The sequence below is a fragment of the Conexibacter sp. CPCC 206217 genome, from assembly GCF_030646165.1.
Lineage (GTDB): Bacteria > Actinomycetota > Thermoleophilia > Solirubrobacterales > Solirubrobacteraceae > Conexibacter.
In genome coordinates, this window is record NZ_JAUTDO010000010.1 from 69589 (window position 1) to 96550 (window position 26962).

28 protein-coding genes are annotated in these 26962 nt (G+C 71.5%); 18 read left to right on the forward strand and 10 right to left on the reverse strand.

The window, feature by feature from the left end:
• Positions 1-3 precede the first annotated feature (3 nt).
• The 5 genes from Q7L65_RS23125 (at position 4) to Q7L65_RS23145 (ending at position 5357) form a co-directional block, all read left to right on the forward strand.
• On the forward strand, positions 4-786 hold the full coding sequence (locus Q7L65_RS23125; protein WP_304724908.1) for a cyclase family protein: 783 nt from the start codon (positions 4-6) through the stop codon (positions 784-786).
• Between the two features lie 43 nt (positions 787-829).
• Positions 830-1405, forward strand: a complete 576-nt coding sequence (locus tag Q7L65_RS23130) for an RNA polymerase sigma factor (protein ID WP_304724909.1) — start codon at positions 830-832, stop codon at positions 1403-1405.
• The gene (locus Q7L65_RS23135; protein ID WP_304724910.1) at positions 1402-2691 is read left to right on the forward strand and encodes a hypothetical protein; all 1290 of its coding nucleotides are present in this window, start codon (positions 1402-1404) and stop codon (positions 2689-2691) included. The genes Q7L65_RS23130 and Q7L65_RS23135 overlap by 4 nt, the downstream gene beginning before the upstream one ends.
• On the forward strand, positions 2679-3824 hold the full coding sequence (locus tag Q7L65_RS23140; protein ID WP_304724912.1) for a hypothetical protein: 1146 nt from the start codon (positions 2679-2681) through the stop codon (positions 3822-3824). The genes Q7L65_RS23135 and Q7L65_RS23140 overlap by 13 nt, the downstream gene beginning before the upstream one ends.
• Positions 3825-4001: 177 nt before the next feature.
• Positions 4002-5357 carry an APC family permease gene (locus tag Q7L65_RS23145; protein ID WP_370552627.1) on the forward strand — a complete coding sequence of 452 codons (1356 nt, stop codon included), beginning with the start codon at positions 4002-4004 and terminating at the stop codon, positions 5355-5357.
• Positions 5358-5360: 3 nt separating this feature from the next.
• Here the strand turns inward: Q7L65_RS23145 and Q7L65_RS23150 are convergent, their stop codons facing one another.
• The 3 genes from Q7L65_RS23150 to Q7L65_RS23160 all read right to left on the reverse strand — a co-directional run bounded on the left by Q7L65_RS23150 (position 5361) and on the right by Q7L65_RS23160 (position 8940).
• Entirely contained in the window at positions 5361-6374 is a 1014-nt protein-coding gene (locus Q7L65_RS23150) for a mechanosensitive ion channel family protein (protein ID WP_304724916.1), read from the reverse strand.
• 95 nt (positions 6375-6469) lie between these two features.
• Entirely contained in the window at positions 6470-8137 is a 1668-nt protein-coding gene (locus tag Q7L65_RS23155) for a UDP-N-acetylmuramoyl-tripeptide--D-alanyl-D-alanine ligase (protein ID WP_304724918.1), read from the reverse strand.
• The gene (locus Q7L65_RS23160; RefSeq protein ID WP_304724920.1) at positions 8134-8940 is read right to left on the reverse strand and encodes an alpha/beta fold hydrolase; all 807 of its coding nucleotides are present in this window, start codon (positions 8938-8940) and stop codon (positions 8134-8136) included. The genes Q7L65_RS23155 and Q7L65_RS23160 overlap by 4 nt, the downstream gene beginning before the upstream one ends.
• A gap of 107 nt (positions 8941-9047) precedes the next feature.
• Between Q7L65_RS23160 and Q7L65_RS23165 the strand changes: the two genes are divergently transcribed.
• Together Q7L65_RS23165 and Q7L65_RS23170 are read left to right on the forward strand one after the other, a co-directional pair.
• Positions 9048-10319, forward strand: coding sequence for a hypothetical protein (locus Q7L65_RS23165; RefSeq protein WP_304724922.1), 1272 nt, complete (start codon positions 9048-9050; stop codon positions 10317-10319).
• The gene (locus tag Q7L65_RS23170) at positions 10316-11248 is read left to right on the forward strand and encodes a D-alanine--D-alanine ligase (RefSeq protein ID WP_304724925.1); all 933 of its coding nucleotides are present in this window, start codon (positions 10316-10318) and stop codon (positions 11246-11248) included. The genes Q7L65_RS23165 and Q7L65_RS23170 overlap by 4 nt, the downstream gene beginning before the upstream one ends.
• A gap of 88 nt (positions 11249-11336) precedes the next feature.
• On the opposite strand, the gene Q7L65_RS23175 is transcribed toward Q7L65_RS23170, so the two are convergent.
• Complete coding sequence (locus tag Q7L65_RS23175) at positions 11337-11870, reverse strand: universal stress protein (protein WP_304724926.1); 534 nt, start codon at positions 11868-11870, stop codon at positions 11337-11339.
• 123 nt (positions 11871-11993) lie between these two features.
• Between Q7L65_RS23175 and Q7L65_RS23180 the strand changes: the two genes are divergently transcribed.
• The 7 genes from Q7L65_RS23180 (at position 11994) to Q7L65_RS23210 (ending at position 17800) form a co-directional block, all read left to right on the forward strand.
• Positions 11994-13253 (forward strand): glycoside hydrolase family 3 N-terminal domain-containing protein, encoded by a 1260-nt coding sequence (locus tag Q7L65_RS23180; protein ID WP_304724927.1) that lies wholly within the window; start codon positions 11994-11996, stop codon positions 13251-13253.
• Between the two features lie 145 nt (positions 13254-13398).
• Positions 13399-14439 carry a sulfate ABC transporter substrate-binding protein gene (locus tag Q7L65_RS23185; RefSeq protein WP_304724928.1) on the forward strand — a complete coding sequence of 347 codons (1041 nt, stop codon included), beginning with the start codon at positions 13399-13401 and terminating at the stop codon, positions 14437-14439.
• Positions 14436-15269 (forward strand): sulfate ABC transporter permease subunit CysT, encoded by an 834-nt coding sequence (gene cysT / locus Q7L65_RS23190; RefSeq protein WP_304724930.1) that lies wholly within the window; start codon positions 14436-14438, stop codon positions 15267-15269. The genes Q7L65_RS23185 and cysT overlap by 4 nt, the downstream gene beginning before the upstream one ends.
• On the forward strand, positions 15259-16074 hold the full coding sequence (cysW, locus tag Q7L65_RS23195) for a sulfate ABC transporter permease subunit CysW (RefSeq protein ID WP_304724933.1): 816 nt from the start codon (positions 15259-15261) through the stop codon (positions 16072-16074). The genes cysT and cysW overlap by 11 nt, the downstream gene beginning before the upstream one ends.
• Entirely contained in the window at positions 16071-17075 is a 1005-nt protein-coding gene (locus Q7L65_RS23200; protein ID WP_304724935.1) for a sulfate/molybdate ABC transporter ATP-binding protein, read from the forward strand. Before cysW ends, Q7L65_RS23200 begins: the two co-directional genes overlap by 4 nt.
• Positions 17076-17139: 64 nt before the next feature.
• A complete protein-coding gene (locus tag Q7L65_RS23205; RefSeq protein WP_304724937.1) occupies positions 17140-17415 on the forward strand; it encodes a hypothetical protein in 276 nt (91 codons plus the stop codon).
• A 106-nt stretch (positions 17416-17521) separates the two neighbouring features.
• Complete coding sequence (locus Q7L65_RS23210; protein ID WP_304724939.1) at positions 17522-17800, forward strand: YciI family protein; 279 nt, start codon at positions 17522-17524, stop codon at positions 17798-17800.
• Here Q7L65_RS23210 and Q7L65_RS23215 read toward each other — a convergent pair.
• From Q7L65_RS23215 to Q7L65_RS23240, 6 genes are all read right to left on the reverse strand, one after another.
• The gene (locus tag Q7L65_RS23215; protein ID WP_370552628.1) at positions 17787-18182 is read right to left on the reverse strand and encodes an acyl-CoA thioesterase; all 396 of its coding nucleotides are present in this window, start codon (positions 18180-18182) and stop codon (positions 17787-17789) included. The two genes, Q7L65_RS23210 and Q7L65_RS23215, sit on opposite strands and share 14 nt — an antisense overlap.
• Positions 18183-18341: 159 nt before the next feature.
• Entirely contained in the window at positions 18342-19313 is a 972-nt protein-coding gene (locus tag Q7L65_RS23220; protein WP_304724943.1) for a VWA domain-containing protein, read from the reverse strand.
• The gene (locus tag Q7L65_RS23225) at positions 19310-20218 is read right to left on the reverse strand and encodes a DUF58 domain-containing protein (RefSeq protein ID WP_304724950.1); all 909 of its coding nucleotides are present in this window, start codon (positions 20216-20218) and stop codon (positions 19310-19312) included. Before Q7L65_RS23225 ends, Q7L65_RS23220 begins: the two co-directional genes overlap by 4 nt.
• A 75-nt stretch (positions 20219-20293) precedes the next feature.
• On the reverse strand, positions 20294-21361 hold the full coding sequence (locus tag Q7L65_RS23230; RefSeq protein ID WP_304724952.1) for a MoxR family ATPase: 1068 nt from the start codon (positions 21359-21361) through the stop codon (positions 20294-20296).
• Positions 21362-21395: 34 nt separating this feature from the next.
• A complete protein-coding gene (locus tag Q7L65_RS23235; RefSeq protein WP_304724954.1) occupies positions 21396-22358 on the reverse strand; it encodes a VWA domain-containing protein in 963 nt (320 codons plus the stop codon).
• A complete protein-coding gene (locus tag Q7L65_RS23240; RefSeq protein ID WP_304724956.1) occupies positions 22355-23557 on the reverse strand; it encodes a S1C family serine protease in 1203 nt (400 codons plus the stop codon). Before Q7L65_RS23240 ends, Q7L65_RS23235 begins: the two co-directional genes overlap by 4 nt.
• A gap of 196 nt (positions 23558-23753) precedes the next feature.
• Between Q7L65_RS23240 and Q7L65_RS23245 the strand changes: the two genes are divergently transcribed.
• From Q7L65_RS23245 to Q7L65_RS23260, 4 genes are all read left to right on the forward strand, one after another.
• The gene (locus Q7L65_RS23245) at positions 23754-24863 is read left to right on the forward strand and encodes an inorganic phosphate transporter (protein WP_304724958.1); all 1110 of its coding nucleotides are present in this window, start codon (positions 23754-23756) and stop codon (positions 24861-24863) included.
• Positions 24863-25126: a hypothetical protein gene (locus Q7L65_RS23250; protein WP_304724960.1), complete on the forward strand. Its 264-nt coding sequence runs from the start codon at positions 24863-24865 to the stop codon at positions 25124-25126. The genes Q7L65_RS23245 and Q7L65_RS23250 overlap by 1 nt, the downstream gene beginning before the upstream one ends.
• Before the next feature lie 157 nt (positions 25127-25283).
• The gene (locus Q7L65_RS23255; protein WP_304724962.1) at positions 25284-26387 is read left to right on the forward strand and encodes an HNH endonuclease; all 1104 of its coding nucleotides are present in this window, start codon (positions 25284-25286) and stop codon (positions 26385-26387) included.
• Between the two features lie 23 nt (positions 26388-26410).
• Complete coding sequence (locus Q7L65_RS23260) at positions 26411-26869, forward strand: YtoQ family protein (protein ID WP_304724963.1); 459 nt, start codon at positions 26411-26413, stop codon at positions 26867-26869.
• Positions 26870-26962 lie beyond the last annotated feature (93 nt).

The following is a 26962-nucleotide window of genomic DNA, read 5'->3' on the forward strand; positions in this document are numbered from 1 at the left end:
CCGATGTCCGAGACACCCGTCACCGTCCTGATGGACGCACTCGGCGACGCGAGCGTCCAGGTCGTCGACCTGACCCAGTCGCTGAGCGAGCGCACGCCGGTGATCCAGCTGCCGGAGCAGTTCGCGAACACGCCCCGGCTGAGCCGCCGCGAGCTGAGCAGATACGACGACAGAGGCCCGTTGTGGGCATGGTCGGTGCTGGAGGTCGGCGAGCACACCGGCACGCACATCGATGCGCCGATCCACTGGATCAGCGGCAGGGACGGCGAGGACGTGGCGTCGATCCCGCCGCGCAGGCTGTTCGGCCCGGCCGTCGTGGTCGACAAGACGGCGGAGGTCGAGCGCGACCCCGGCTACCTGCTGACCGCCGAGGATCTGCACGCCCACGAGCGCGAGCACGGCCGTATCCCGGACGGCGCCTGGCTGCTGTTCCGCAGCGGCTGGGGCGCGCGTGCCGACGACGCCGAGGCGTTCCTCAACGCCGGCCCCGACGGGCCGGTCACGCCCGGTCCCGACGTGGCGGCGGTCCGCTGGCTCGCAACCGAGCGCGCGATCGCCGGCTTCGGCGTCGAGACGGTCGGCACCGACGCCGGCAACGGGGCGACCTTCGACCCGCCGTTCCCGGCGCACAACATCCTGCTCGGGGCGGGCGTCTACGGCCTCGCCCAGCTCGCCAACCTCAGCGAGCTGCCGGCCACCGGCGCGCTGCTGATCGTCGCCCCGCTGAAGCTGGTCGGCGGTACCGGCAGCCCCGCCCGGGTGCTCGCGCTCGTCCCTGCGACGTAGCGCTCGCGCGTCACAACCCGCTCGACCTGCTCGTATAGGGAGTGTGGGTCGACCGGGGCGAGACGAGGGGCGCAGCGACGCGGAGCTGCTCGTCGCGTGCGCGGACGAGCCGGAGGCGTTCGCGACCTTCTACCGCCGCCACGTCGGCGCGCTGCTCGGCTACCTGCACGCGCGCACCGGCCGTGCCGAGCTGGCGGCCGACGTCTGCGCCGAGACGTTCGCGCGAGCGCTGGAGCGCCACGCGCAGTTCGACGCCGCGCGCGGGCCCGCGCGCGGCTGGCTGTTCATGATCGGCTCCGGGGTGCTGATCGACAGCTTCCGCCGCGGCCAGGTGGAGGACCGCGCCCGCCGCCGCCTGGGGATCCCGCCGCGCGAGCTGACCGACCGCGACCTCGAGCGGATCGAGGAGCTGATCGACGCGCGCAGCGCGCCCGACCCGTCTGCGCTCGTCGCCGACCTGCCGCCGGAGCAGCGCGAGGCGTTGCTCGCGCGGATCGTGGAGGAGCGTTCCTACGCGGAGATCGCCGCCCAACTGGAGGTCTCGCAGGCGGTCGTGCGCCAGCGCGTCAGCCGCGGACTGTCCGCCCTGCGCGCGCGGATGGGGAGCGAGGGACCATGAGCGAGCTGGACTTCCTCGACGGCCTCGAACGCGATCTCGCGGACGCCGCCCGCCGCCGTCGCGACGCCCGCCGCGCGGCGAGCGTCGTGCGGCTGCGCGAGCGGCTCGGGTTGCGTTCCCGCCGCGCCGTCGTCGCGTCGTCGCTCGGCGAGCGGCTCGGGCTGCGTCGCGCCGTGCTCGCCGCGCTCCTGTTCGTGCTCGCCGGAGCCGCCACCGCGGGCGCGACCTTCGCCGTCCTGCGCGCGAGCGTGATCCCCGGCCCGGCGGCACATGACGTGCCGCGCGATCAGCTGCCCGCGGCTGGGACCGCGCGCGTCAGCGAACTGCGCGCGGCCGACCCGGTGCCGGGAAGGCCGGTATGGACGCTGCGGCTGGCGCGCAGCTCGACCGGCCTGCTGTGCACCACCGTCGGCCAGCTCGTCGGCGGCCGCTTCGGACTGATCGGCAGCGACGGCCGCTTCCGCGCCTACGGTCCGCGCGTTGCCGACAGCTGCGGCGCGCAGGTCTCCGGCCCGCATGCCTCGCTGCTGGGCGCCCGCGTCTTCGCCGCGCGGCGGCTCGATGACGTGCGCACGCTCGTCAACGGCGTCGGCGGCGACGAGCTGCGCACGGTGACGATCATCGCGCGCGGGCGCCGGATCGCCGTCCCGATCGGCGCCGGAGGCACGTTCGTGCACGCGCTCGCGGGCTACCCGGAGGACAGCGCGCTGCGCGTCGAGCTGCGCTTCGCCGACGGCCGCGTCGAGCCGCACGACTTCGGTGTCGCGAAGAACGTCGAGCCCGATCCGGAGGGCGCGCGCGCCTGGCGCGTGGGCGTCTCGGCGGCGCAGTATTCGTCTGACCGAGACCGTTGCGTCGACTTCCGGCCCGCGCGCGTGAGCATGCGGGCGACCTTCCTGCCCAGCACGCCGCCCGTCAGCCCCGCAGCTTGCGGCCACACGAGGCGCGGCGTTCCGGTCGACGGCAACGTCTATTTCGCGGCGCGACGAATCGTGCCCGGCACCGGCGGCCGGCTCGCGTGGCGTCACGGCACCGGCAACTGGGGCGACATGCCGGCGCGGACGGCCGTCTGGGGCGGCTTCGGCGCCGACGTCGCGCGGATCGACGTGATCGGCCCTGGCAGCCAGCGCCGCACGCCCGCGCTGGGAAGACGCCACGTCTTCCTCGCGGTCTTCCCAGCGGACGTCGACCCGGACAGCCTGCGGGTCCGTGTGCGGCTGCGCGACGGCACGGTCGAGGAGCACCGCGGCGACACCGGTCTGATCGAGGGGAGATGGGTGAGATGAGGCTGCGCGGCCTGCTGATCGGAGGATCCCTGTTCGGCGTCGTGCTCGCGGTCGCGCTCGCGCTGGCGCTGCGCGGCGTCACCGCCGACTCGGCCGCTGCGGACGGCGATCCGCTGGCTCGCAGCGCCCCGCCCGTGCGTGCGCTGTCAGCGACGCCGACCGTCGCTACGCAGCGGCCGGATACGCGCACCCGCCAGGGTGAGCGGATCGTCAGCCGCCCGCGGACCGCGGTCCGCAAGCCCGATCCCGACGGCGGGCCGGACTGGGCGATCCGCACCTACGGCTCGCGCTCGACATGGCGCGAGCGCGACGGCCGCCTGCTCGTGCGGCCACGCAACGACTGCTTTCAGCTCGGCCGCGTCTTCGAGGGCCGCTTCGGCTGGATCGACGGTGCGAACGTCTTCCGCTCGGTCAAGCCGGGGGCGGCCGGCGCGCCCCAGCTGTGCACGATGCTGAAGTTCGCCGGCACCCTCATGAGCCCGTCCGAACGCGTCACGCGCATCACCGAGGTCGGCGGCGGAGAGCCGCGCCCGCTGCAGACGGTCGAGTGGGGGGTCCCGACGCGCTCGCACGGGCTGCCGTCGCTGCGCATCGGCAGCCTCGCGCAGGAACACGCCGTACGCGCGGAGTATCGCGTCGCGGACCCCGGCGGCGGACTGCCGTGGGGCATCGACCGCGCAGACGGACCGGGCAGCGGCTGCCTGATCGACTTCGCGCCGCTGGTCGGCGAGCGGCCGGGAACGCTCGACAGAACGCTGGACACCGTCACGCTACCCTCCTTCGGCGCCACCTGTCCCAACCACGACGACGCGAGCAGACTGACGCCGAGGAATCCGCTGGTTGCCTGGGGCGGTGGCGCGTTCCGGGAGACGGACGCGGAGCGCACGGCGCGTGACCGCGTCGCGCTGCGGACACTGCCGGGCCGCACCACGGTCGTCGGGCGAGCGCACCGCGACGTCGTGTCGGTGACGGTCGTCAGCCCGCGCGACGTGCGCACGCTGACGCCGTCCGCGCACGATCGCGTCTTCGCGGCCGTCTGGGATGGGACGTTCCCGACCGGCAGGATCGAGCTGCGCGCGCGGATGCGAGACGGCGGCACGCACGTGCTCCGCCTGCGCGTCTGGAACCCGTAGCGCCGCCGCCAAACCCTCCATCTGTCCCAATCGACCGCACTGGACTCTGGACCGCTGACGGGGCGATTGTGCGGATGCGTACGCGAGTTGCCGGGTACGACGTTCGACATGGGAGCGTTCAGAGGAACCCTGCATCCGGCAGGCGGCCGGCCGTTGCACGCGGGCGGCACCGCGGGCATGGAGGCGGACGCGCAACAGCGCTCGGAGGGCGGCCTGAAGAAGGCGATCGGGCGCAACATGCTGCTGTTCTTCGTCGTCGGCGACGTGCTCGGCGCCGGCATCTATGCGCTCGTCGGCGAGGTCGGCGGCCGCGTCGGCGGGGCGATATGGACCTCGTTCGCGGTCGCGCTCGGGCTCGCGTTCATGACCGCGTTCGCGTACGCCGAGCTGGTCACCAAGTATCCGAAGGCGGCCGGCGCGGCGCTGTACGTCAACAAGGCGTTCCGCGCGCCGTTCTTGACGTTCCTGGTCGCGTTCGCGGTGATGTGCTCGGGGATCACCTCGGCGGCGACGCTGTCGACCGCGTTCGGCGGTGACTACCTGAAGCAGTTCGTCTCGATCCCGACCGTGATGGCGGCGTTGATCTTCATCGTCGTCGTCGCGCTGATCAACTTCCGCGGGATCTCCGAGTCGGTCAAGTTGAACATCGTCCTGACGTGCATTGAATTGGGCGGGCTCGTGCTGATCGCGCTGATCGCCGCGGGCGCCGTCTTCAACGGTGACGGCGATCCCGGCCGCGCGCTCGACTTCAAGAGCGGCGACTCGGTGCCGATCTCGATCCTCGCCGGCGCCGCGCTCGCGTTCTACGCGCTGATCGGCTTCGAGGACTCCGTCAACGTCGCGGAGGAGACCGAGCACCCGCAGCGCGACTACCCGCGCGCGCTGTTCGGCGGCCTGATCGCGGCCGGCGTCATCTACCTGACGGTGACGGTGCTCGCCTCGATGGCGGTCCCGACCAACACGCTCGCCGGCTCCAGCGGCCCGCTGCTGGAGGTCGCGCAGGTCGGCCCGTTGGCGATCAGCACGAAGGTGTTCGCCGCGATCGCCCTGTTCGCCGTCGCCAACGGCGCGCTGATCAACATGATCATGGCCTCGCGCCTGGTCTACGGCATGAGCCGCGAGGGGATCGTGCCGAGATTCTTCGGCGGCGTCCACAGCAGCCGCCACACGCCGCTGGCCGCGATCGTCTTCACGACCTCGCTGTGCATGCTGTTGATCGCGATCGGGACGCTCGAGAAGCTCGCCGACACGACGGTGACGCTGCTGCTGTGCGTCTTCATCCTCGTCAACGTCTCCGTGCTGGTGCTGCGCAGAGACCCCGTCGAGCACGACCACTTCAGAGCCCCGAGCCTGATCCCGGTCGTCGGCGCGATCGTCTGCGCGGTCCTGCTGACGCAGCAGCCCGGCTCCTCGTTCCCCTTCGCCGGCGGTCTGATGCTGCTCGGCGTCGTCCTCTACTTCGTCAGCCGCCTCGCGACCGGCCCGGTCGACATGGACACCGAGCGGCTGCAGAAGGTCGAGTCGCCCGGCTGACGCTCAGCCGTCGCCGTTGCCGGCCCCGACCTCGTCCGCCGTCCGGTGCCAGACCGTCTGCTGCGGGAAGGGGATCTCGATGCCGGCGTCGTCGAAGGCGCCCTTGATCTGCTCGCGCAGCCTGCGGCTGACCTCCCACTGCTGCGACGGAGTCGTCTTGACGAGCAGGCGGATCGTGACGCCGCTGGCGCCGAGCGCCTCGACCCCCTGCACCTCGGGCTCCTCCAGCACGTCGCCGCTGCTGCGCCAGAGTCGGTCGGCGACGCGTTTGATGACCGCGCGCGCCTGCTCGATGTCGGTGCCGTAGGCGACCTCTATGTCCAGCAGCGCGCGGGACCAGTGCTTGGACATGTTGCCGACGCGGCGGATCTCCCCGTTGGGGACGTGCCAGACGGTCCCGTCGACCGAGCGCAGCTGCGTCGTGCGCAGCGAGATCGCCTCGACGGTGCCGCTGGTGCCGTCGAGGTCGACGATGTCGCCGACGCCGAACTGGTCCTCGATCAGGATGAACATGCCAGACAGGAAGTCCTTCACGAGCGCCTGCGAGCCGAAGCCGATCGCGAGGCCGACGACGCCGGCGCCGGCCAGCAGCGGCGCGAGGTTGACGCCCAGCTCGTCGAGCACCATGAAGCCGGCGATCGCGAAGATCACGAACGAGACGATCGAGCGCAGCACGCCCGACAGCGCATTGGAGCGCTGCTCCCCGCGCAGGTTCGTCTCCTGCGTCTCCAGGAACGCGTTCGGCGTCCGCTTGCGCACGGCGCCGAGCCGCTCGCGCATCACGCCGGAGGCCATCCCGCGGAGGGTGCGTTTGACCGCCCGGCGGGCGATCCGGTTGGCGACCACGGCGACGAGCAGTATCAGCAGGATCCGCAACGGCGGTCCCACGAGCCAGTCGCCGAGCTCGGCGAGCGTCCGATTGTCGGTGGCGTCGAGGAGCGTCCGGCAGATGCGGCCCGGATCGTCTCCGCACACCGAGCTCAGACGCTCCGGGGAGACGTCTGCGAGCACGAGCACGAGCTACGACCGTAGCAAGAGCGGCCGGCGGCCCGTCATGCCGCCACCCCGCTCCGAGCGGCGCGCCGGCCGTGCCCGGCGCGCGCCGCCGGCCGCTACGCGTAGACGTCCGGCAGGTCGTTCTCGAACAGCACGACGTCCCCGCTGCGCGTCAGCTCGGCGAGCTTCGCGTGGGCGGCGGGGCCGTCGGGGAAGTGGAGGATCTGCTCCGCGCGGGCACCGGCGGCGCGCATCCCCTCGGCGACGTCCTCGCCGCGCGGGCCGATCAGCAGCGCGACGTCGGCGACGCCCGCGGCCAGCTCGCCGAGGCGGCGGTTCTCCTCCCGCTCGCGCTCGCCCAGCTCGACCATCCCGGGCGTCACGAGCACGCGGCGCGTGGCGGGGTGGTCGCGCAGCACGCCGAGCGCGGCGGCGGCGCCCTCCGGGTTGGCGTTGTAGGAGTCGTCGATCACGACGACGCCGGCCGCTCTGTTGACGATCGGAGCGAGACGGTGGTCGGGCGGCGTGACGCGGCCGAGCGCGCGTGCGACGTCGGTCAGCGCCAGCCCGCGCCCGACGCCGACCGCGGCCGCCGCCAGCAGGTTCGCGACGTTGTGCTCGCCGAGCAGGCGGGCGCGGACCTCGGCGCGCTGCTCGCCGGCACTGCCGCTCGCACCAGCCGCGCCGCGCTCGCCGTCCGCCGCGCCCGCTCTCACCACCACCGTGAAGATCGTTCTGCCGTCCTGCAGCCGCACGTCCTCGGCCCACACGTCGGCCTCGGGGTGGGGGGCGGGGGCGAACAGGAGCGTGCGCGCGGCGCTGCGGGTGCGCGCGACGCGCAACGTGCGCTCGTCGTCGGCGCGCGTGACGAACAGGCCGCCGTCGGCCGGCAGCGAGTCGGCCAGCTCGCCCTTCGCCTGCTCGGTCACGTCGAGCGACCCGAAGCGCTCCAGGTGCGCGGGGCCGATCGCGGTCAGCACCCCGACGCGCGGATGTACCAGCTCGCACAGCTCGGCCACGTCGCCGGTGCGATAGGCGCCCATCTCGACGACGAACGACTGGTGCTGCGGCTGCAGACCCTCGTTGATCGCGCGCACGACGCCGAGCGTGCTGTTGAACGACGCCGGCGTCGGATACGACGGCCCGAGCAGGTCGAGCACCGCCGTCACGCACGCCTTCGTCGTCGTCTTGCCGTAGGAGCCGGTGATGCCGACGACGAGCGGTCTGACGTCGCGCAGGCGCTGCTGCGCTCTGCGCACGAAGCGGCGGTTGTCGGCCTGCTGGACCGGTCTCAGCATGTTGTTCACGACGCCGCCGAGCAGCCACGGCGCCAGCAGCAGCAGCAGCGCGCCGGCCGCGCCGGTCACGGCGGGCGCCCACTGCTGGCCGCCGCCGATCGCGACGACGATCGCGAGGACCAGCGCGCAGACCGCCAGCTGCAGCCCGAACAGCCGTCTGGCGCGCGGCGTGAAGACGAGCGGCTTGATCTGCTCGCGCGACCAGATGACGCGCGCGGCGCGGGCGGTCATCGCCACCAGCGCGACCGCGATCACGACGCCGATCGCTTCGGCGGCGGCGCCGGCGAGCGCGGCGGCGCCGCCCGCGACGAGCACGAGCCCGGCCTCGGGCAACGCGAGCCGCACCGCGTAGGCCTGGCCGATCCACAGATACAGCCGGCGCGCCTCGTAGTGCTCCTGCTGGAAGACGTGCAGCAGCAGGTGCGACGCGCCGCCGACCGCGATCAGCGCGCCGATCGCGACGAGGACGGAGGTGAGAAGCGTCATGAACCTGCCTGGGTGAGGAAGTGCGCCGCGACCACGTTGAAGTGGGCGGCCTGCTCGGCGTAGGCGAAGTGGCCGCCGGATCTGAGCACGACGAGGCCCGCGCCCGGGATCTCGCGCTCCATCTGCTCGCCCATCCACAGCGGGGTGGCGTCGTCGTCGGGCCCCCAGATCAGCAGCGTCGGGGCGTCGACGAGGGGGAGACGGGGTCTGATGTCCTCGGCCAGCACGGTGCGCAGCGTCCCGCGCAGCGCCTCGGGCGCGGCGAGCCAGTCGGCCGAGCCGGCGCGCGCGCGGATCTTCTGCTGCAGGCGCTTGCCGGGCGGGCCGCCGATCGCTCCGACCACGCGGCCGACCTTCGCCATCCCGACCTTCGCGTAGTACGAGAGCGGGCGTCTGGGCTTGATCCCGACGGCGCCGGTCAGGACCATCCGCTCGACGCGGTCGCGGGTGGCGGGATCGGACGCGAGCACGATCGAGATCGCCGCCCCGCGCGAGTGGCCGACGAGCGCGAAGCGCTCGATCCCGAGCTGGTCGGCGAGTCTGATCACGAGCTGCGCGTAGTCGGCGTTGCCCCACGCGGCGGGGACCATGTCGGACTCGCCGAAGCCCGGCAGGTCGAGCGCGACCAGCTCGAGCTGGTCGCTGAGCCCGGCGAGGATCGAGCCGACCGCGTCGATCGAGGCGCCCCAGCCGTGCAGCACGAGCACGACCGGAGGATCGGCGATCCCCGCGGGTCTGGTGTGCAGGACGCGCAGGCGCAGGCCGTCGACGGTGACGGTCGTGGTCGGGGAGGTCGCGGGCACGACCCGGAATGATCGCAGCCTTGTGCAGCTGCAGTGGTTCGTATGCGGCGCACCGAAGAACCGGCCGAAGGCGGTGCGGTCGGTCTCAAGCGGTACCCTCCCGCCCCATGCCTCTCCCCTCCGGACAGACCGTCGGCGTCGTCTTCGGCGGACCCTCCGTCGAGCACGACGTCTCGATCATCACCGCCCAGCAGGCGATGGCCGTGCTCTCCGAGCGCCACGCCGTGATCCCGCTCTACGTCGGCAAGGACGGCCGCTGGTGGACGGGCGAGGAGCTGCGCGACGTGTCCGCGTTCACGCAGTCGCCGCCGCGCGGCGCGCGGCCGCTGGAGCTGCGTCTCGGAGCCGCTGACGGACCCTTCTTCGAGCCGTCGACCTCGCGTCTGCGCGGCGACAGAGCGCTGCCGATCTCGGTCGTGCTGAACGCGATCCACGGCACCGGCGGCGAGGACGGCGCGCTGCTGGGCGCGCTGGCGCTGGCGGGGATCCCGCACGCGGGCAGCGGCGTGGCGGCGTTCGCGGTCGGGATGGACAAGCATCTCGCCAAGACGGTGCTGAAGGAGGCGGGCCTCGACGTGCTGCCGCACCGCCGCATCGAGCGCGGCGAGTGGGAGCAGGATCGCGGCGCGGTGCTCAGCTCGGTCGAGGGCGAGATCCCGCTGCCGGTCGTCGTCAAGCCGGCGACGCTCGGCTCCTCGATCGGCGTCGCGCGCTGCGACCGCGCCGAGCAGGTCGAGGAGGCGCTGGAACTGGCCTTCGAGCTGGACCGCCAGGCGATCGTCGAGCCGTTCGCGACCGGCGCGACCGAGCTGAACTGCGCGGTCCTCGGCCGCCCCGGCGGCGAGCTGCGCGTCTCCGAGGTCGAGCGCCCGCTCGGCAGCGCCGACGGCCTCACGTTCGAGGACAAGTACCTGTCGGCCGGCGGCAAGGGCGGTGGCGGCGCGAAGGGCGGCGGTGCCAAGGGCGCTGGCGGCGGCGCGACCGGCGGCAAGGGCGGCGCGACGAGCGCCGGCAGCGCCGGCGCCGGCATGGCGTCGCTGGACCGCGTGATCCCCGCCGACGTCGACCCGGAGCTGCGCGAGCGCGTCCGCGCCGAGGCCGCGAAGGCCCACCGCGCGCTGCGCGTCGCAGGCGTCGCGCGCTACGACTTCTTCGTGCTCGATGAGGACGATCCCGCCCGCCCCGCTCGCATCTGCGTCAACGAGCCGAACACGGTCCCCGGCTCGTTCGCCTTCTACCTGTTCGAGCCGAAGGGCCTGTCGTTCCCGGACCTGCTCGACGAGTTGCTCGCGATCGGCCTCGCGGAGGCGCGCGAGGAGCGTTCGACGACACGCAACTTCGCCTCCGCGCTGATCGACCGTCACGCGAGCGCGGCATGAGCCGCGCGCTGGTCGCCTACGGCGGCCGCTCGCTGGAGCGCGAGGTCAGCGCCCGCTCCGGCCACCAGGCCGCGAAGGCGCTGCGACAGCTCGGCCACGCGGTCGAGCTGGTCGACGTCGGCGCGGACTTCGTCGACGTCGTGCAGCGGGCCGAGCCCGACTTCGTCTTCGTCGCGCTGCACGGGGTGGGGGGCGAGGACGGCACGGTCCAGGACCTGCTGGAGATCCTGCAGGTGCCGTACACCGGCTCCGACGCGCTCGCCTCCGCGATCTGCCTCGACAAGCACACGTTCAAGAGCCTCTGCGAGCTGCGCGGCGTGCCGACGCCGTCGTGGCACTCGTTCACGAAGCAGGCGTTCGCCGACTACGGCGCGGGCAAGACGCTCGACGCGGTGTGGGAGCAGTACGACGGTCGCATGGTCGTCAAGCCGGCACGCCAGGGCTCGTCGTTCGGCCTCTCGGTCGTGCAGGAGCGCGCCCAGCTCGGCGCCGCCGTGCTCGGCGCGATGAGCTACGACGACCGCGTGCTGCTGGAGCGCTTCGTCCCGGGTCGCGAGCTGGCCGTCACCGTGCTCGGCCCCGCCGACGCCCCCGAGCCGCTCCCGGTCGTGGAGATCGTGATGGCGGACGAGTTCTACTCGTTCCAGGCGCATTACGAGATCGGCCAGTCCGAGGTCCGCCTCGCGGGTCTCGCCGACGCGCTGGAGGCCCGCGTCCGCCAGGTCGCCGCCGACGCCTACAGTGCCGCCGGCTGCCGCGACTTCGCCCGCGTCGACATCCGCCTGGAGGGCGAGGACCCCTATGTCCTGGAGATCAACACGATCCCCGGCTTGACCGAGACCGGCCCGACCCCGCTCGCAGCCGAACACGCCGGCCTCACCTTCCCGCAGCTGATCGAGCGGATCTGCGCGCGGGTGATCGGCGGCTGAGACCGACCGGTTCCAGGGCAGCGGCAGCTCGCGTCCGGCGCGTTCGATCGCAGCGCGCCCGAACAGCGGCGTGGTGAACCGTTTGCGCTCAGTCCTGCGCGGGCGGTGGTTCGCAGTCGCCGTCGCGCTTGTCCGCGCGCGTCGGCCTGTGGATCGCCAGGACCGGCACGTGGGTGCACTTCAGCAGGCGGCGCTGGACTGACTCGATCGCGGCGCCGATCGGCCCGTGCTCATGCGCGGCCAGCACCACGAGGTCGTGGTTGCCCTCCTCGGCGCGCTGGGCGATCAGATGGGCGGCGTCGCCGTGCAGCAGCTGCGTCGTCACCGGCAGGTCGGGCGGGATCGCGTCGGTCAGCTCGCGCAGGCGCTCCTCCGCGGCGCGCTCGGCGCTGCCGTCGGCCGGCGGGGCGAACAGTCCGACCTGCGTCCACGCGGGCGCCGGCACGACGACGGTCAGCAGCGTGAGTCGGCCCCTCGTCGCGCGCACGATCTGGACGCCGAGCCCGACAGCGTCCCACGCCTCGGGGGTGCCGTCGACGGCGACCAGCACGTTGCGCGCGGAGATCTCGGTCAGCTGATGGCGCGGCTCATCGGCCGCGACCTCTTCCGGCAATGCGCTCACAGCTTCGACCTCCTCCATGACAGCTCTCCCATCGCCACTCATGCTTTCCCTCATTGTGGCAGCCAGCCCATCCCGTCCCGCCCCACAACCGCACGAATCGTGTGCGCCCCCTAGGGTCCAGACATGTCCCGCCGCTCGTCTCACGGCCCGACTGCGATCCGCCGGCGGCGGATCGCGTTGCTGCTGATGGCGGTGCTCGCGCTCGTCGTCGGCGTGGCTGTGGGGGCCTCCGGGGGAGGGGATGGGGGCAACGGCGAGCGGGCCGGATCGGGTGCGGAGCAGGGCGCTCCGAGCAGCGGCGGCAAGGCGAGAGGCGCCGCGGCGAGCGACGGCGACGACGCCGCCGACGCGCCCGCGCCCACCCCCGCCGAGCGCGCGCAGGCGCAGGTCGCGCGCATGTCCCTGGAGCGACAGGTCGGGCAGTTGCTGGTGATCTCGTTCTCCGGCACGCGTGCGCCCGCGTACGTGACCCAGGCGCTGCGGGCGGGGAGAGCTGCGGGGGTGATCCTGTTCGGCGGCAACGCGCCGTCGGCCGCGTCGGTGCGCGCGCTCAGCGCGAGCGTCCAGCGCGCCGCGGGCGGCGATGCGATCGTCAGCCTCGACCAGGAGGGCGGCGACATCCGCACGCTGAAGTTCGCCCCGCCGCAGAATGGTCAGGCGAGCCAGCCGGACGCGCGCGCAGCCCGCGCCAGCGCGAGAACGACCGCGGCCGCCCTGCGCGACGTCGGCGTCGACGTGACGCTCGGCCCGGTCGCCGACGTCGCCGCCGGCACGCCGGGCTCGTTCATGGCCGGCCGCGCCTTCCCCGGCGATGCCGACGCCGTCGCGGACTCGGTCGGGGCGGCCGTCGGGACGTACCTCGACGCGGGGATCGAGCCGGTTCCCAAACACTTCCCGGGCGTCGGCGGCGCTACGCAGAACACCGACTTCGGCTCCACCGCCGTCGAACGCACCAGCGCCCAGCTGCGCGCGCGCGACCTCGTGCCTTACCGCGCCGCTCTCGACGCGGGCGCGCGGATCGTGATGGTCGGCCACGCTCGCTACCCGCGCGTCGACCCCGACGACATCGCCTCGCAGTCGCGCGCGATCGTCACCGGCCTGCTGCGTCAGCGGCTCGGCTTCGACGGCGTCGTGATGACGGACTCGCTCGAAGCGGAGGCGGTCGACGCGGCGACCCCGGGCGACGGCGACGTGGCCGCCGCGGCGCTGCGCTCGCTGCAGGCCGGCGACGACCTGATGCTGCTGACCGGTCCCGGCTCCTTCCCGCGCGTGCGCGAGGCGCTGATCGCCGCAGCCCGCCGCACCCCGGCGATCCGCGCCCGCGTCGCCGAGTCAGCCGCGCGCGTCGTGGAGCTGCGCGCCCGCCTCGCCCGCGCACGCTGAGGGCGCCCACACCCGGCTGCGTGCCGACGCCCGCCGCGTGCGATTGGACATCAAGGGCATCAAAGTAGTCATGCCGACCAGATTGGTGCGGAAGGTGTAATATGGCGAATCCGTATCCGATTTCGACCGTTTCTGGGAGGATCCTGTGAAATCACGCACCCCCGTCGTCCTCGTACTGCTCGCAACGCTCGTCGCCCTCGTGGTCGCCGGCTGCGGCGGCTCCTCGGACGAGAAGGGTGGGGGCGACTCGGCGAGCGGCTCCGGCGACGCTTCGACCGAGCTCTCCCTCGTGGCGTACTCGACCCCCGAGGTCGTCTACGACGAGATCATCCCCGACTTCAACAGAACCCCTGAGGGCAGAGGCGTCGGCTTCAAGAGCTCCTACGGCGCCTCCGGCGACCAGAGCCGCGCCGTCGAGGCCGGGCAGAAGGCCGACTACGTGACCTTCTCGACGGAGCCCGACATGACGCGCCTCGTCGACGCCGGCATCGTCGGCGACGACTGGAACAGAGGCGCCAACAGAGGTCTCATCACGACCTCGCTCGTCTCCTTCGTCGTGCGCAAGGGCAACCCCAAGAACATCAGAACCTGGGACGACCTCCTGAGACCCGGCATCAAGGTCCTGACGCCGAACCCGTTCACCTCCGGCGCGGCGAAGTGGAACCTGCTCGGCGCCTACGGCGCGGCGGCCAGAGGCGGCAGAGATCCGCAGGCCGGTCTCGACTACGTCAGAGAGCTGATCACGAGACACGTCGAGGTGCAGGACAGATCGGGCCGCGAGGCGCTGCAGAACTTCGTCAGCGGTGACGCCGACGTGCTGCTCTCGTACGAGTACGAGGCGACGACCGCGCAGAAGAAGGGCGAGGACGTCGATTACGTGATACCGGACGACACGATCAAGATCAACATCGACGCCGCGACGACGAGAGACGCGCCGGAGCAGGCGAGAGCGTTCCTCGACTACGCGCTGTCGGAGCCCGCGCAGCAGCGCTTCGCCGACTGGGGCTACCGCCCGGTCAACGAGAGAGTGCTCGCCGCCAACAAGGACAAGTTCCCGGATCCGTCGGGCCTCTTCACGATCGAGGACCTCGGCGGCTGGTCGAGAGTCAACGAGGAGTTCTTCGACATCGACAACGGTTCGATCGCGAAGATCGAGGATGAGGCGGGAGTGTCGACGGCAAAGTGAGCACGACTGCGATCCCTGATCGCGTCGCGACGAAGCGACGCCCGGCCTGGCGCTCCACCGGAGCGCTGGGCCTTGGCGTTGCCACGTTGTGGCTGTCGATCATCGTCCTGCTTCCCCTCGCCGCCGTCGTGGTCCGTTCGACCGACGGCGGTTTTGGCACGTTCTGGGACGCCGTCTCCAGCAGACAGGCGGTCTCCGCGTTGCGCTTCACCCTGCTGGTCTCGCTGCTGACCGCGGCGATCAACGCCTTCTTCGGCACGCTGATCGCGTGGGTCCTCGTGCGCGACAGATTCCGCGGCAAGTCGCTCGTCAACGCGCTGATCGACCTCCCGTTCGCGCTGCCGACGATCGTCGCCGGCCTCACCCTGCTGACGCTCTACGGCCCCAGAAGCCCGTTCGGGATCGACATCGCCTACACGCAGTTCGCCGTCCTGCTGGCACTGCTGTTCGTGACGCTGCCGTTCGTGATCCGCGCCGTCCAGCCGGTCCTGATCGAGCTCGACAAGGAGATGGAGCAGGCGGCGCTGTCGCTCGGGGCGCGCAACAGCACCATCTTCCGCCGCATCGTGCTGCCGAACCTCGTGCCCGCGATCCTCAGCGGCGGCGCGCTCGCGTTCGCGCGCGCCGTCGGCGAGTTCGGCTCGATCGTGCTGATCTCCGGCAACATACCGTTCAAGACGCAGGTCAGCTCCGTCTACATCTTCAAGCAGATCGAGAGCGACGCGCCGATCGGCGCGGCCGCGACCGCGACCGTGCTGCTGGTCGTCTCGTTGATCGTGCTGATCGGAATCCGCGGCCTCGGTCGCTGGGGGGCCCGTCATGACCGTTAGCCGTCCGTGGCGCATAGCGCTGCGCGTGATCGGGCTCGCATACCTCGCGGCGCTGCTGCTGGTGCCCGTCGCGATCATCTTCTACCGCACGTTCGAGCACGGCGTGATGGCCGTGTGGGACTCGATCACGACGCCCGCGGCGGTCTCCGCGTTCACGCTGACGCTCGAGGTGACGCTGATCGCGGTGCCGCTCAACACGATCTTCGGGATCGTGATGGCGATGGCGCTCGCGCGCGGCAGATTCAAGGGCAAGACGGTCCTGAACGCGCTGATCGACCTGCCGTTCGCGGTCTCGCCGGTCGTGATCGGCCTTTCGCTGATCCTCGTCTACGGCGTCAGAGGCTGGTTCGGCGGCGCGCTCGCCGACGCCGGCATTCAGGTGATCTTCTCGACGCCCGGCATCGTGCTCGCGACGATCTTCGTCTCGCTGCCGTTCGTCGTGCGCGAGGTGACGCCGGTGCTGAAGGAGGTCGGTAACGAGCAGGAGCAGGCTGCCGCCACGCTCGGCGCCAACGGCTGGCAGTCGTTCTGGCGCGTCACGCTGCCGGCGATCCGCTGGGGCGTCGCGTACGGGGTCGTGCTGTCGGTCGCCCGTTCGATCGGCGAGTTCGGCGCCGTCTCCGTCGTCTCCGGCAAGATCTCCGGCGAGACCGAGACGATGACGCTGCTGGTCGAGAAGCGCTTCTCCAACTTCGATCTCGCGGGCGCCTATGCGGCCTCGGCGCTGCTGGCGGTCATCGCGCTGCTGACGCTGCTCGCGATGACCCTGATCAAGCCCCGCCGGGAAGAGGAGGACCACGGATGATCGCCGTCGAAGGCATCTCCAAGCAGTTCGGCGAGTACACCGCGCTCGACAACGTGTCGATAGAGGTGCCGGACGGTTCGCTGACGGCACTGCTCGGCCCCAGCGGCAGCGGCAAGTCGACGCTGCTGCGGATCATCGGCGGGCTCGAGACGCCGGACACCGGCCGCGTGCTGATCAAGGGCGAGGACGCGACCAACGTGCCGCCGCAGCGGCGCGAGATCGGCTTCGTCTTCCAGCACTACGCCGCGTTCAAGCACATGACCGTGCGCGACAACGTCGCGTTCGGCCTGACGATCCGCAAGCAGCCGAAGGACAAGGTCGCCGATCGCGTCGACGAGCTGCTGAGAATCGTCGGCCTCGCCGGCTACCAGAAGCGCTATCCGAACCAGCTTTCGGGCGGCCAGCGGCAGCGGATGGCGCTGGCGCGCGCGCTCGCGGTCGAGCCGAGAGTGCTGCTGCTCGACGAGCCGTTCGGCGCACTCGACGCGAAGGTCCGTGCGGAGCTGCGCGACTGGCTGCGACGGTTGCACGACGAGGTCCACGTGACGACGCTGCTGGTCACCCACGACCAGGAGGAGGCGATGTCGATCGCCGACCAGATCGCGGTCATGGACAACGCCAGAATCGAGCAGTTCGGCAGCCCGCGCGAGCTCTACGACCAGCCCACGAACGCGTTCGTGATGGGCTTCCTCGGCCCCGTCAGCCGACTCGGCGACAAGCTCGTGCGCCCGCACGACATCACGCTCGCGGCGCAGTCCGACGGCACCGCGCAGGAGGCGATGGTCAGCCGCGTGATCCACCTCGGCTTCGAGGTCCGCGTCGAGCTGATGCTGACCAGCGGCGAGGCCGTCACGGCCCAGATCACCCGCACCGAGGCGGACGAGCTGGAGCTGTCGCAGGGCGACATCGTGTGGCTGCGCGCGGCCGGCGCGACCGTGCTGAGAGCCGAGGACGCGAGCGTCCCGGTGCCCGATGCGCCGGCCGCGGTCGACGCGGCATGAGCGTTTGGTGAGCTGACCTCAACTATTGACCGGCTCGTGCCGACCATACGGCACAGAGCCCGTCATGTCGTTCGACTCCGCCGACATCAGCGCCGCGCCCCGCGGCCCCTCCGCCAGCTCGTACCTGCGCGAGCTGGGGCTGTGGGACGCGTGGGTGTTCGCGGCCGGTGACGCGGCCCGCGCGCTGGGCGAGTGGCACGAGGCGACGCCGGCCGACGCGGCCGTCGCCTACGCGGTCTACCGGGCGGCGCTGGACCGCGAGGAGCGTGCCGCGGCGGTGCTGGCCGAGTGCGTCACGGACGGCAGGCAGGCCTGGCGCAGCGTCTTCGTGACGGTCTGAGCGCACGGGGCAGGATGGCCGCGGTCGCGCCGTCGCCCGAGCCCACCGCCGGCTCGTGTCGCTGCGCGCCCGGCCCGTCGCGCGCCGGTCCCGTACCGTTCGCCGCATGCCCGAGACGCTGCAGCTCCTCACCTACGACTACGTCCCCGACATCGTCGAGAAGCGCGGCCCGCACCGTGCGGGACACCTCGACGTGATCGCGCGCCTGCACGCCGACGGCCGCATCGTGATGGCCGGCGCCGTCGGCGACCCGATCCACGGCGGCCTGTTCGTCTGCCGCGACGTCGCGGCGGCCGACGCGGTCGTCGCCGAGGATCCCTACGTCGCGGCCGGCCTCGTCGTCAGCCACCGCGTCGAGCCGTGGACGGTCGTCACTCCGCTCTGACGACGAGCAGTCGCTGCAGCGCGTCGCGCAGGCGGGGTGGCATCTCGGCTGGGCGGCGGCGCTCGCGGTCGACGAAGACGTGGACGAACTCGCCGCTCGCGGCGGGGTGCTCCATCCCGGCCTTGAAGAGGCCGATCTCGTAGCGCACGCTCGATCTGCCGAGGTGGCCGACGCGCAGCCCGCCCTCCACGACGTCGGGGAACGCGAGCGACGCGTGGTATCTGCACGACGACTCCGCGCAGACGCCGATCACGTCGCCGGTGAGGATGTCGAGCCCGCCCTCGCGGATCAGCCAGGTGTTGATGATCGTGTCGAAGAAGGCGTAGTACTCGACGTTGTTGACGTGCCCGTAGACGTCGTTGTCGGCCCAGCGGGTGGGCATCTCGAGGCGCTGCGGGTAATCGTCACGCGTGTCGCTCGGCACGTCCGGGAACGTATCAGTGGCGCGCGCCGGGGGCCTGCGGATAGGTTGGGCCATGGTCCGTCTCGGCACCGCCCTTGCGCTCGTCTTCGCGCTCGCCGCCTGCTCCGTCTCACGACGCTAGGGCAGCCGCCCCGCCGTGCGCATCGACGCCGCGCCGGCGCCGAGCAGCAGCAGAAGGCCGGCGACGGCGAAGGCGGCCGTGACCTCGCGCTGCTCGTCTCTCGTGCCCAGGCGCGAGCCGAGCGTCTCGTAGATCGAGGACAGCTGCTGGTCGTCCTGGGCCTGGAACGCGCGGCCGCCGGAGGCGTCGGCGATCGCTTCGAGCGTCTCGGGGTCGGGCGGGACGGGCAGCGCAGGGGCGCCGAATCCGGTCGGGTTCGGGACGGTCGCGTCCCGCGTGCCGAGCGCGACGGTGTAGATCGGGATTCTCTCCTCGCCGGCCGCTCTCGCGACGCCGACCGGATCGCGCCCGATCGTCGTCGCGCCATCGGACAGCAGCACCATCGCGGCCGGGATCTTCTCGCCCTGGTCCTGCTGGCGCTGCAGCGTGTCGAGCGCGACCTGCAGCGCGTCGCCGGTCGCGGTGCCGCCGTCGGCGACCTGCGAGTCGATCGTCGTCTGGATCAGCGCATGGTCGCGCGTCGGCACCTGCGTCCCGTCGGGCACGTCGGAGTAGGTCGTCACGCCGACTCTGATCGACCTCGGGATCTGGTCGAGGAAGCGGCTCGCTGCTCTCTTCGCGGCCGTCATGCGGTCGGGCTCGACGTCCTGCGCGAGCATCGAGCGCGAGTGGTCGGTGACGAGCATGATCGACGCCTTCTCGATCGGGACCGCGACCGTCCGCTGCGGCTTCGCGAGCGCGAGCGCGAGCGCTGCAAGCGCCGCCAGCAGCAGCGCGGCAGGCAGATGGCGCTTCCATGCCGGCACGGTCCCGGCCGCCTGCTTCAGCGCCGCGACGCCGGTGAAGCGGACCGCGTATCTGCGCCCGCGGCGGCGGTTGGCGACCTGGATCGCGATCAGCGCGGGAACGGCCAGCAGCGCGAACAGGTACCACGGCGAGCCGAACGAGATGGCGAACACGCTCGTCATGACAGCCGCCGTCCCAGCGCCTGCAGCCAGTCGCCCTCGGTCGACAGGACGATCTGCTGGACCTGCAGCCGGCGCAGCTCGCGCGCGACCTTCTCGCGCCGCTCGCGCTCGATCTGCTCGAAGCGGTCGCGCACCGATCTGCGCGAGGTGTCGACCTCGATCCGCTCGCCCGTCTCCGGGTCCACCAGGGCGAGCCGCCCGACCGCGGGGACCGACGACTCGCGCGGATCGCGCACCTCGATCGCGAGCACGGAGTGGCGCTGCGCCAGCGCGCCGAGCGAGCGCGTCCAGTCGTCCTCGTCGCGCCAGTCGGAGATCACGACGACGAGGCCGGGCTGCGTCGCGACGCGGCCGATCCGCCGCAGCGCGCCGTTCAGCGCGCCCGGCTCGTGGTGGCCGTCGGGCGCGACGCCCTCCTCCAGCGCGCGCTGCAGCGCGACGAAGCCGGGCTTGGAGGCGCGCGGCGGGATCAGCCTCGGCGTGCCGGCGCCGAACGTCATCAGCGCGACGCGGCCGGCGCGGCGGATCGCAAGGCGCCCGATCACGTGCGTGACGCCCTCCGCGACGTCGGACTTCAACCGGTCCGCCGTCCCGAACGCCATCGACGGCGACAGGTCGAGCGCGATCCACGTCGTCAGCGTCCGCTCCGGCACGTGCAGCCGCACGTGCGGCACGCCCGTACGGGCGGTCGCGGCGGCGTCGATCTGGCGCACGTCGTCGCCGACCTCGTACGGCCGCAGCTGGGCCAGCTCGGTCCCGGAGCCGAGCCCGGCCGCGCGCCGATCGCCCGGCAGCGCGCCAGAGGCGCGCCGCGCGACGATCAGGTCGAGCGACTCGAGCAGGCCGTGCGGGATCGCGCCAGGACCCTGGCGGCCGACGGGACGCGTCAGACGCGGAGCGGGCATCTCATCGCGCTCCCGCGAGTTCCCGCCGACGCGGAGCGGTGCGGCCGGCCGTCGTGGAACTCGCGAGCCTGAGCATCAGGCCGCCGCCTCCGGCCGGCGCAGATGGTCCGACGGCGGCTCGCCGACGGCGGTGAAGACGCGGCCGAGCACGTCGTCGGCGGTCACGTTCTCCGTCAGCGCGTCGTAGGACAGCACGATCCGGTGACGCAGCACGTCGGGCGCGAGGTCGCGCACGTCGGAGACGGCGACGTAGCCGCGCCCGCGCAGCAGCGCCAGCGCGCGCGCCGCCTGCACGAGCCCGATCGGCCCGCGCGGGCTGGCGCCGTACTCGATGAACGGCGCGACGTCGTCGAGCCCGTACTTCTGCGGCCGTCGCGTCGCGTCGGCGAGCGTGACGGCGTACTGGATCACCTCGCGGTCGACGAGCACTCTGCCGGCGGCCTCGGCGAAGCGGTCGAGGTCGGCGATCGAGAGCCGCTCGCGCGGCGCCGCGACGCGGCCGAGCGAGCGGTCCACGACGGCAGCCTCCTCGCTCATCGTGGGGTAGTCGACCATCACCTTCATCAGGAAGCGGTCGATCTGCGCCTCGGGCAGCGGGTAGGTGCCCTCGGACTCGATCGGGTTCTGCGTCGCCAGCACGAGGAACGGGCGGGGCGTGGGGTGCGTCTCGCCGCCTATCGTCACCTGCTGCTCCTGCATCACCTCCAGCAGCGCCGACTGCACCTTCGCGGGCGCGCGGTTGATCTCGTCGGCGAGCAGGAAGTTGCCGAAGACGGGGCCGAGCTCGGTCTCGAAGCGGCCGGTGTCGGGTCGGTAGACGCGCGTGCCGACGAGGTCGGCCGGGACCAGGTCCGGTGTGAACTGGATCCGCTTGAAGGAGCCGCCGAGGACCTGCGCCAGCGTCTTGACGGTGAGCGTCTTGGCGAGGCCCGGGACGCCCTCCAGCAGCACGTGGCCACCGGCCAGCAGGGCGACCAGCAGCCGCTCCAGCATCGCGTCCTGGCCGACGATCACGCGCTTGATCTCGTGCAGCGCCTCCTCGAGCGCGTCGCGCGGCTCCTCCCTGCGCTGGAAGCGCTCCTCGGGCGCGGGAGCAGGAGCCGGGAAGCGATCCTCGGGCGGCTGGGGGTGGTCGAACGTCACGTCGGGTGGCTCCTTTCGGGAACTGGGGTGAAGATCAGATCGGGCGGCCGAACCAACGCAGCGAGAGGCCCGCGCCGGCGAGCAGCAGCAGCAGGCCGCCGGCGGCGAACGCGGCCGTGATCTGCCGCTGCTCGTCTCTGGTGCCCAGCTGCGAGCCGAGTCGCTCGTAGACGGTGTTGAGGCGGTCGGAGCTGGCGGCGGTGAACGTATCGCCGTTGCTGACCTCGGCGATCTGCGCCAGCGAGGCCGGATCCGGTGGGACCGACTCGACTCTCTGCTCGCCGGTTCTGGGATCGGGCACGGTGATCGTGCCGGCGTCGGTGCCGAACGCGACGGTGTAGATCGGGATTCTCAGCGCCGCGGCCTCGGAGGCTGCCGCTATCGGGTCGCTGCCGCGGACCGAGACGCCGTCGGAGATCAGCACGATCGCGGACGGCGGCCGTCTGCCGTCGACGCCCGGCTGGTTTCTCAGCACGGTCGTCGCGGTTCTGATCGCGTCGCCGGTCGCGGTCGTCCCGCTGACGGTGAGGCGGTCGATCGCGGTCGCGATGTCGGCGCGATCGCGCGTCGGGCTCTGCAGCACGGTCGCCGTCGTGTTGTAGGCGATCACGCCGATGTTGACCGCCTTCGGCACCTCGTCGACGAAGCGGCGCGCGGCACGCTTGGCGGCGATCATGCGGTTGGGCTGCACGTCGGTCGCGAGCATCGAGCCGGAGACGTCGGTGAGCAGCACGATCGACGCCCGCTCGACCGGCACCGCGACCGTCCGCTGCGGCTTCGCGGCGGCGACGATCAGCGCGGCGAGCGCGACGAGGAAGACGAGCATCGGCGCGTGACGGCGCCAGCCCGGCCGGCTCGGCGCGACGGCCGGCTGCATGCGGGGGGAGGCGAAGGCGGCGCCGGCGGCCCGCCGGTTGCGCTGCGCGAGCAGATACCAGACGGCGAGCAGCGGGAGCGCGGCCAGCGCCAGCAGGACGAGCGGCGCGGCGAAGCTCATGGCGCGTCTGCGCGGTCTCCCAGCGTCACGTCGAGCGTGACGTCTCTGCCCCCGCGCTCCAGTTCGACCTGGACTCTCTGGCCCGGCTCGCTTCTGCTGATGCTGGCCGCGACGTCGGCGGGCTCCTGGACGCCCATGCCGTTGACGCGCTTGAGCACGTCGCCGACGCGGATCCCGGCTCTCTCCGCCGGCCCGCTTCTTCTGACCTCCGCGACTCTCGCGCCGGCGGACGCGCCGGTCAGCGTGGTCGGCTGGGTCGAGACGCCGAGGTACGGTCGCGAGATTCTCTCGCCCCTCTGCAGCTTCGGGACGATCTGGCGGGCTGTGTTCGACGGCACCGCGAAGCCGATCCCGATGTTGCCGGCCTGGCCCATGCCGCTCGTCGCGATCTGCGAGTTGACGCCGATCACGTGGCCGCCGCTGTCGAGCAGCGGGCCGCCGGAGTTGCCGGGGTTGATCGGCGCGTCGGTCTGGATCACCTCGTCGATCTCGAAGCCGTTGGGCGCCGTGATCGAGCGGCCGAGGCCGGAGACGATGCCCTCGGTGACGGTGCGGTCGAGCCCGAACGGGTTGCCGATCGCGACCGCGAAGTCGCCGACCGAGACGTTGCGCGAGTCCGCGAACGAGAGCGCTCTGACGCCTCTGGGGATGCGGTCCGGCTCGATCGAGACGACGGCGAGGTCGGACGACTCGTCGGTGCCGAGCACGTCGCCGTCGATCGAGGCGCCGTCCTGGCCGAACTTGACGACCACGTGGTTGCTGGTGCCGACGACGTGGTAGTTGGTGACGAGCGTCCCTCTGGCGTCGATCAGGAAGCCGGTGCCCTGACCGGTCTGCGTGCTGATCGAGACGACCGCGGGGCTCGTGAGGGCGTAGATCGCACCTGCGCGCGTCTGGCCCGCCTGGGGTCTGATCGGTCTGCTCGAGAGCGCAGGCAGCGGCGGCGGTCCGTCGTCGCCGCCGCCGAAGAGCGTCAGCGCGGCGGCCACGCCGCCACCGGCGGCGACCAGCGCGATCAGGATCGCCAGCAGCACGAACGAGCCGCGCCGCGGCTTGCGTTCGGGCTGTTCAGGCGCGCTGCCCGCATCGCTGGCCGGACGTGGCGGCGGCGTGCGGTGCAGCGCGGTGGCGCCGTCGTCGCGAGCTTGATCGGACTCGGCCCGCCACTCGCCAGTCCAGAGATGTCTTGGTGACCCCATCGGTAGAGATGAGGCTACCCGGCCACTGAAAGACGACGTTAAGAGTCTCCAAGCCAAACCTGAACGTGTCGCGCACACATCGCACACATGCGATCGCGGTCGACGCCGGCGCACGGCAGATGAGCGTTCGGCCACATTTGTGACGAAGCGGTGAAGCGGCGCGTGCGATGTGCAGTTGCGAGGAATCCCGTCGCCCATGGGCTCCGACGACATCCTCCTCGCGCTCGTGGTCGCCGCCGCGTTGTCGTTCGACTTCACCAACGGCTTCCACGACACCGCCAACGCAATGGCGACGTCGATCGCCACACGCGCACTGAGACCGAGAGTCGCGGTCGTGCTCGCGGGCTTTCTCAACTTCGTCGGCGCGTTCCTCTCGATCGCCGTCGCGACGACGATCGCCAGAGGCATCGTCGACAACAGCGTGATCACGATGGAGATCATCCTCGCCGGTCTGCTCGGCGCGATCCTCTGGAACCTCGCGACATGGGCGCTGTCGCTGCCGTCGTCGTCCAGCCACGCGCTGATCGGCGGGCTCGTCGGCGCGACGCTCGTCGGCGACGGCTCGAGCGCCGTCAAGTTCGACGGGATCATCAGAAGCGTGATCGTCCCGGCGGTGCTGGCGCCGATCGTGGCGGGCGTCGTCGCGCTGACGGCGACCTACTTCGCCTACCGCGCGCTGGCGCGGCTGAGAGAGGACGACAAGCACGCGACGCGCAGCTTCCGGTTCGGCCAGATCGGCTCGGCCAGCCTCGTCTCGCTCGCGCACGGCACCAACGACGCGCAGAAGACGATGGGCGTGATCACGCTCGCGCTGATCGTGCACGGCTCGCTCAACGCCGACGACTTCACCGTCCCGCTGTGGGTCAAGCTCTGCTCGGCGACCGCGATCGCGGCCGGCACCTGCATCGGCGGCTGGCGGATCATCAACACCCTGGGGAGACGGATGACCGAGATCGAGGCACCGCAGGGCTTCGCGGCCGAGGCGTCGGGAGCGGGGACGATCCTCGCCTCGTCCTACTTCGGCTACCCGCTGTCGACGACGCAGGTCGTCGCCGGATCCGTCCTCGGGGCGGGGACCGGCAAGAAGCTCGCGTCGGTCAGATGGGGCCTGGCGGGGCAGATGGGGCTCGCGTGGCTGCTGACCCTGCCGGCGGCCGGATTGATGTCGGCGGCCGCGTACGAGATCGCCGACCTGTTCGGGATCGACTCGGCCGGACCGGTTGTGATCGCACTTGGCGCGGCGCTCGCCGCCGTGGCGCTGTGGACCTTCGCTCAGCGCACCCGCGTCACCTCGGCGGACGTCTGATGAGCGCCTTCCTGCAGTTCACGATGGCGTCGGTGATCGACTTCTCGGCGCTCTGGAAGATCTTCGTCGCGGCGTTCGTGGCAGGCGTCGGCGGCGTCGGCGCGCTGCTGATGGTGGTCGCCGGCACCACGCGAATCGAGCGCAACCAGGAGGGCGGCGGCGGTGTCGCCGTCGGCCTCGCCGGCTGGACCCTGGCCGTCGTCGGAGTCGCCCTGCTGGTCGGCGCGCTCGTCGTCGGGCTGATCGCGATGACGCACAAGTAGCAACAAGAGGCGGCCAAAGTGTGGCGGGTTCCACGAGGAATCTGTCACGCTGCCGCTCGTGATCGATGCGCACGTGTTGTTGCGGAGTCTCAGAGGTGACGTCCTGCGGACGCCTAGAGGCCGCTTCTGCGTTCGAGCGATCGAGGGCCGCCATGCTGTGGTTGACATCGTCGACCGAAGGGGAACGCGCGTAGCGCGGGTCGAGATCGCCGAAGTGCAAGACCTGCTGGATCAACTCGATGCGGGCGAAAGAATCTCGATCCAGCCGACAAGTTCCGACGATCGGAGAGCATTCCTAGGGCTCGCGCTGGGCGCGGTGCCGCAGGTTCAGCTGATCGATGGTCGGTCGATGTTCGCGAGACTTGATCCAGCCGCAGATGTCTCGACGTCTGTCCTTGGCGAGCTTGAACGACGGCTCGGCATGTGGGCTGACCTCGTGGATCAGGCCGATCCCGGCAACACGACCCCGCAGCAAGTCCGGGCACTCGACATCTACGGTGGACAGAACGGCATGTGGGTCGATCGTCGGCGCACAAAAGGGGTCGGCGGGCGACCCAGCGTGACCGTTAGCGTGATGCATACGGGACGTCACTACGCTGATGATGTGTCGGACACGGCGTTGCTGTATCACTACCCGAGAACTGCCCGAACTGGAGGTCGTGACGCCGCGGAGATCGCCGCCACAAGGGCTGCTTGTGAGCTGAGGCTGCCGGTCTTCGTGATCCTTCAGCATGGGGCAGTGCGCGAGGTGCGCAAGGCATGGGTGCTGACGTGGGATGACACCAACCGCGTCTGCTTGCTCGAGTTCGGCCCGACACTCCCGCGCGTCAGGTCATCGTCAGAGGTTGAGACAGATGACGGACCGCTCGAGTTGTTTGAGGACGTGAGACGTGACCTGCGTCTCGTGCGAGGACGTCCGAATCAGCAGCGCTTCAAGATCCACGTCGTTCGGCGCTATGGCGCGCAATGTGCGATTTGCCCGGTAACCGCATTCGAGCTGATCCACGCCGCTCACTTGGTGCCCGACGCGAGAGGCGGTACCGGCGACCCTCGCAACGGTCTCCCGCTGTGCGCCAATCACCATCTTGCGCTCGATCGCGGGCTGATCTCGATCCATCCCGAGTCGACAGCGATCGTTGTGGCAGAAGGACATAGCTCGACCTCGCTCAACATCACCCACATGGATTTGCTGCATCTCGCCCGCAAGCCGGCGACAGAGGCACTCGAATATCTGTGGGATGAGCAAGGGCCATCCGACTAACGCATGCACGTAGGATGGGTCGCATGCCCTGGCACGTCTATCTCTCCGGTGAGATCCACACCGACTGGCGCTTCCGGATCGCCAACGCGATCCTCGACGAGGACCTCGACGTCGAGGTCAGCGCTCCCGTCCTCAACCACGAGGCGAGCGACGACGGCGGCGTCAAGATCCTCGGCGAGCAGCCGACGCCGTTCTGGAAGGACCATGTCGGCGCCGGTCTCAACGCGATCCGCACGCGCACGCTGATCGAGCAGTCCGACGTGATCGTCGTGCGCTTCGGCGACGAGTACAAGCAGTGGAACGCCGCCTTCGACGCCGGCTACGCGGCCGCGCTCGGCAAGCCGCTGATCACGCTGCACCCCGAGCAACACGACCACGCCCTGAAGGAGATCGACCGCGCCGCGCTCGCCGTCGCGCGCGAGCCCGAGCAGGTCGTCGACATCCTCCGCTACGTGCTGATCGGGAAGCTGCCGAGAAGCTGAGGAGCGAACGCTGACACGCCCGTTGATTGACGGCGTCCGCGGTGGTGCACAATGGAGGTGACGAGGAGAGCGTGCCAGTTGCCGAACCCGTGG

Bases quoted from the DNA above. Each gene is read 5' to 3' on its own strand.
- Q7L65_RS23125 (WP_304724908.1), top strand. From the start codon at position 4: ATGTCCGAGACACCCGTCACCGTCCTGATGGACGCACTCGGCGACGCG.
- Q7L65_RS23135 (WP_304724910.1), top strand. From the start codon at position 1,402: ATGAGCGAGCTGGACTTCCTCGACGGCCTCGAACGCGATCTCGCGGAC.
- Q7L65_RS23140 (WP_304724912.1), top strand. From the start codon at position 2,679: ATGGGTGAGATGAGGCTGCGCGGCCTGCTGATCGGAGGATCCCTGTTC.
- Q7L65_RS23145 (WP_370552627.1), top strand. From the start codon at position 4,002: ATGGAGGCGGACGCGCAACAGCGCTCGGAGGGCGGCCTGAAGAAGGCG.
- Q7L65_RS23155 (WP_304724918.1), bottom strand. From the start codon at position 8,137: ATGACGCTTCTCACCTCCGTCCTCGTCGCGATCGGCGCGCTGATCGCG.
- Q7L65_RS23165 (WP_304724922.1), top strand. From the start codon at position 9,048: ATGCCTCTCCCCTCCGGACAGACCGTCGGCGTCGTCTTCGGCGGACCC.
- Q7L65_RS23170 (WP_304724925.1), top strand. From the start codon at position 10,316: ATGAGCCGCGCGCTGGTCGCCTACGGCGGCCGCTCGCTGGAGCGCGAG.
- Q7L65_RS23180 (WP_304724927.1), top strand. From the start codon at position 11,994: ATGTCCCGCCGCTCGTCTCACGGCCCGACTGCGATCCGCCGGCGGCGG.
- cysW (WP_304724933.1), top strand. From the start codon at position 15,259: ATGACCGTTAGCCGTCCGTGGCGCATAGCGCTGCGCGTGATCGGGCTC.
- Q7L65_RS23200 (WP_304724935.1), top strand. From the start codon at position 16,071: ATGATCGCCGTCGAAGGCATCTCCAAGCAGTTCGGCGAGTACACCGCG.
- Q7L65_RS23205 (WP_304724937.1), top strand. From the start codon at position 17,140: ATGTCGTTCGACTCCGCCGACATCAGCGCCGCGCCCCGCGGCCCCTCC.
- Q7L65_RS23210 (WP_304724939.1), top strand. From the start codon at position 17,522: ATGCCCGAGACGCTGCAGCTCCTCACCTACGACTACGTCCCCGACATC.
- Q7L65_RS23215 (WP_370552628.1), bottom strand. From the start codon at position 18,182: ATGCCCACCCGCTGGGCCGACAACGACGTCTACGGGCACGTCAACAAC.
- Q7L65_RS23220 (WP_304724943.1), bottom strand. From the start codon at position 19,313: ATGACGAGCGTGTTCGCCATCTCGTTCGGCTCGCCGTGGTACCTGTTC.
- Q7L65_RS23225 (WP_304724950.1), bottom strand. From the start codon at position 20,218: ATGCCCGCTCCGCGTCTGACGCGTCCCGTCGGCCGCCAGGGTCCTGGC.
- Q7L65_RS23235 (WP_304724954.1), bottom strand. From the start codon at position 22,358: ATGAGCTTCGCCGCGCCGCTCGTCCTGCTGGCGCTGGCCGCGCTCCCG.
- Q7L65_RS23240 (WP_304724956.1), bottom strand. From the start codon at position 23,557: ATGGGGTCACCAAGACATCTCTGGACTGGCGAGTGGCGGGCCGAGTCC.
- Q7L65_RS23245 (WP_304724958.1), top strand. From the start codon at position 23,754: ATGGGCTCCGACGACATCCTCCTCGCGCTCGTGGTCGCCGCCGCGTTG.
- Q7L65_RS23250 (WP_304724960.1), top strand. From the start codon at position 24,863: ATGAGCGCCTTCCTGCAGTTCACGATGGCGTCGGTGATCGACTTCTCG.
- Q7L65_RS23260 (WP_304724963.1), top strand. From the start codon at position 26,411: ATGCCCTGGCACGTCTATCTCTCCGGTGAGATCCACACCGACTGGCGC.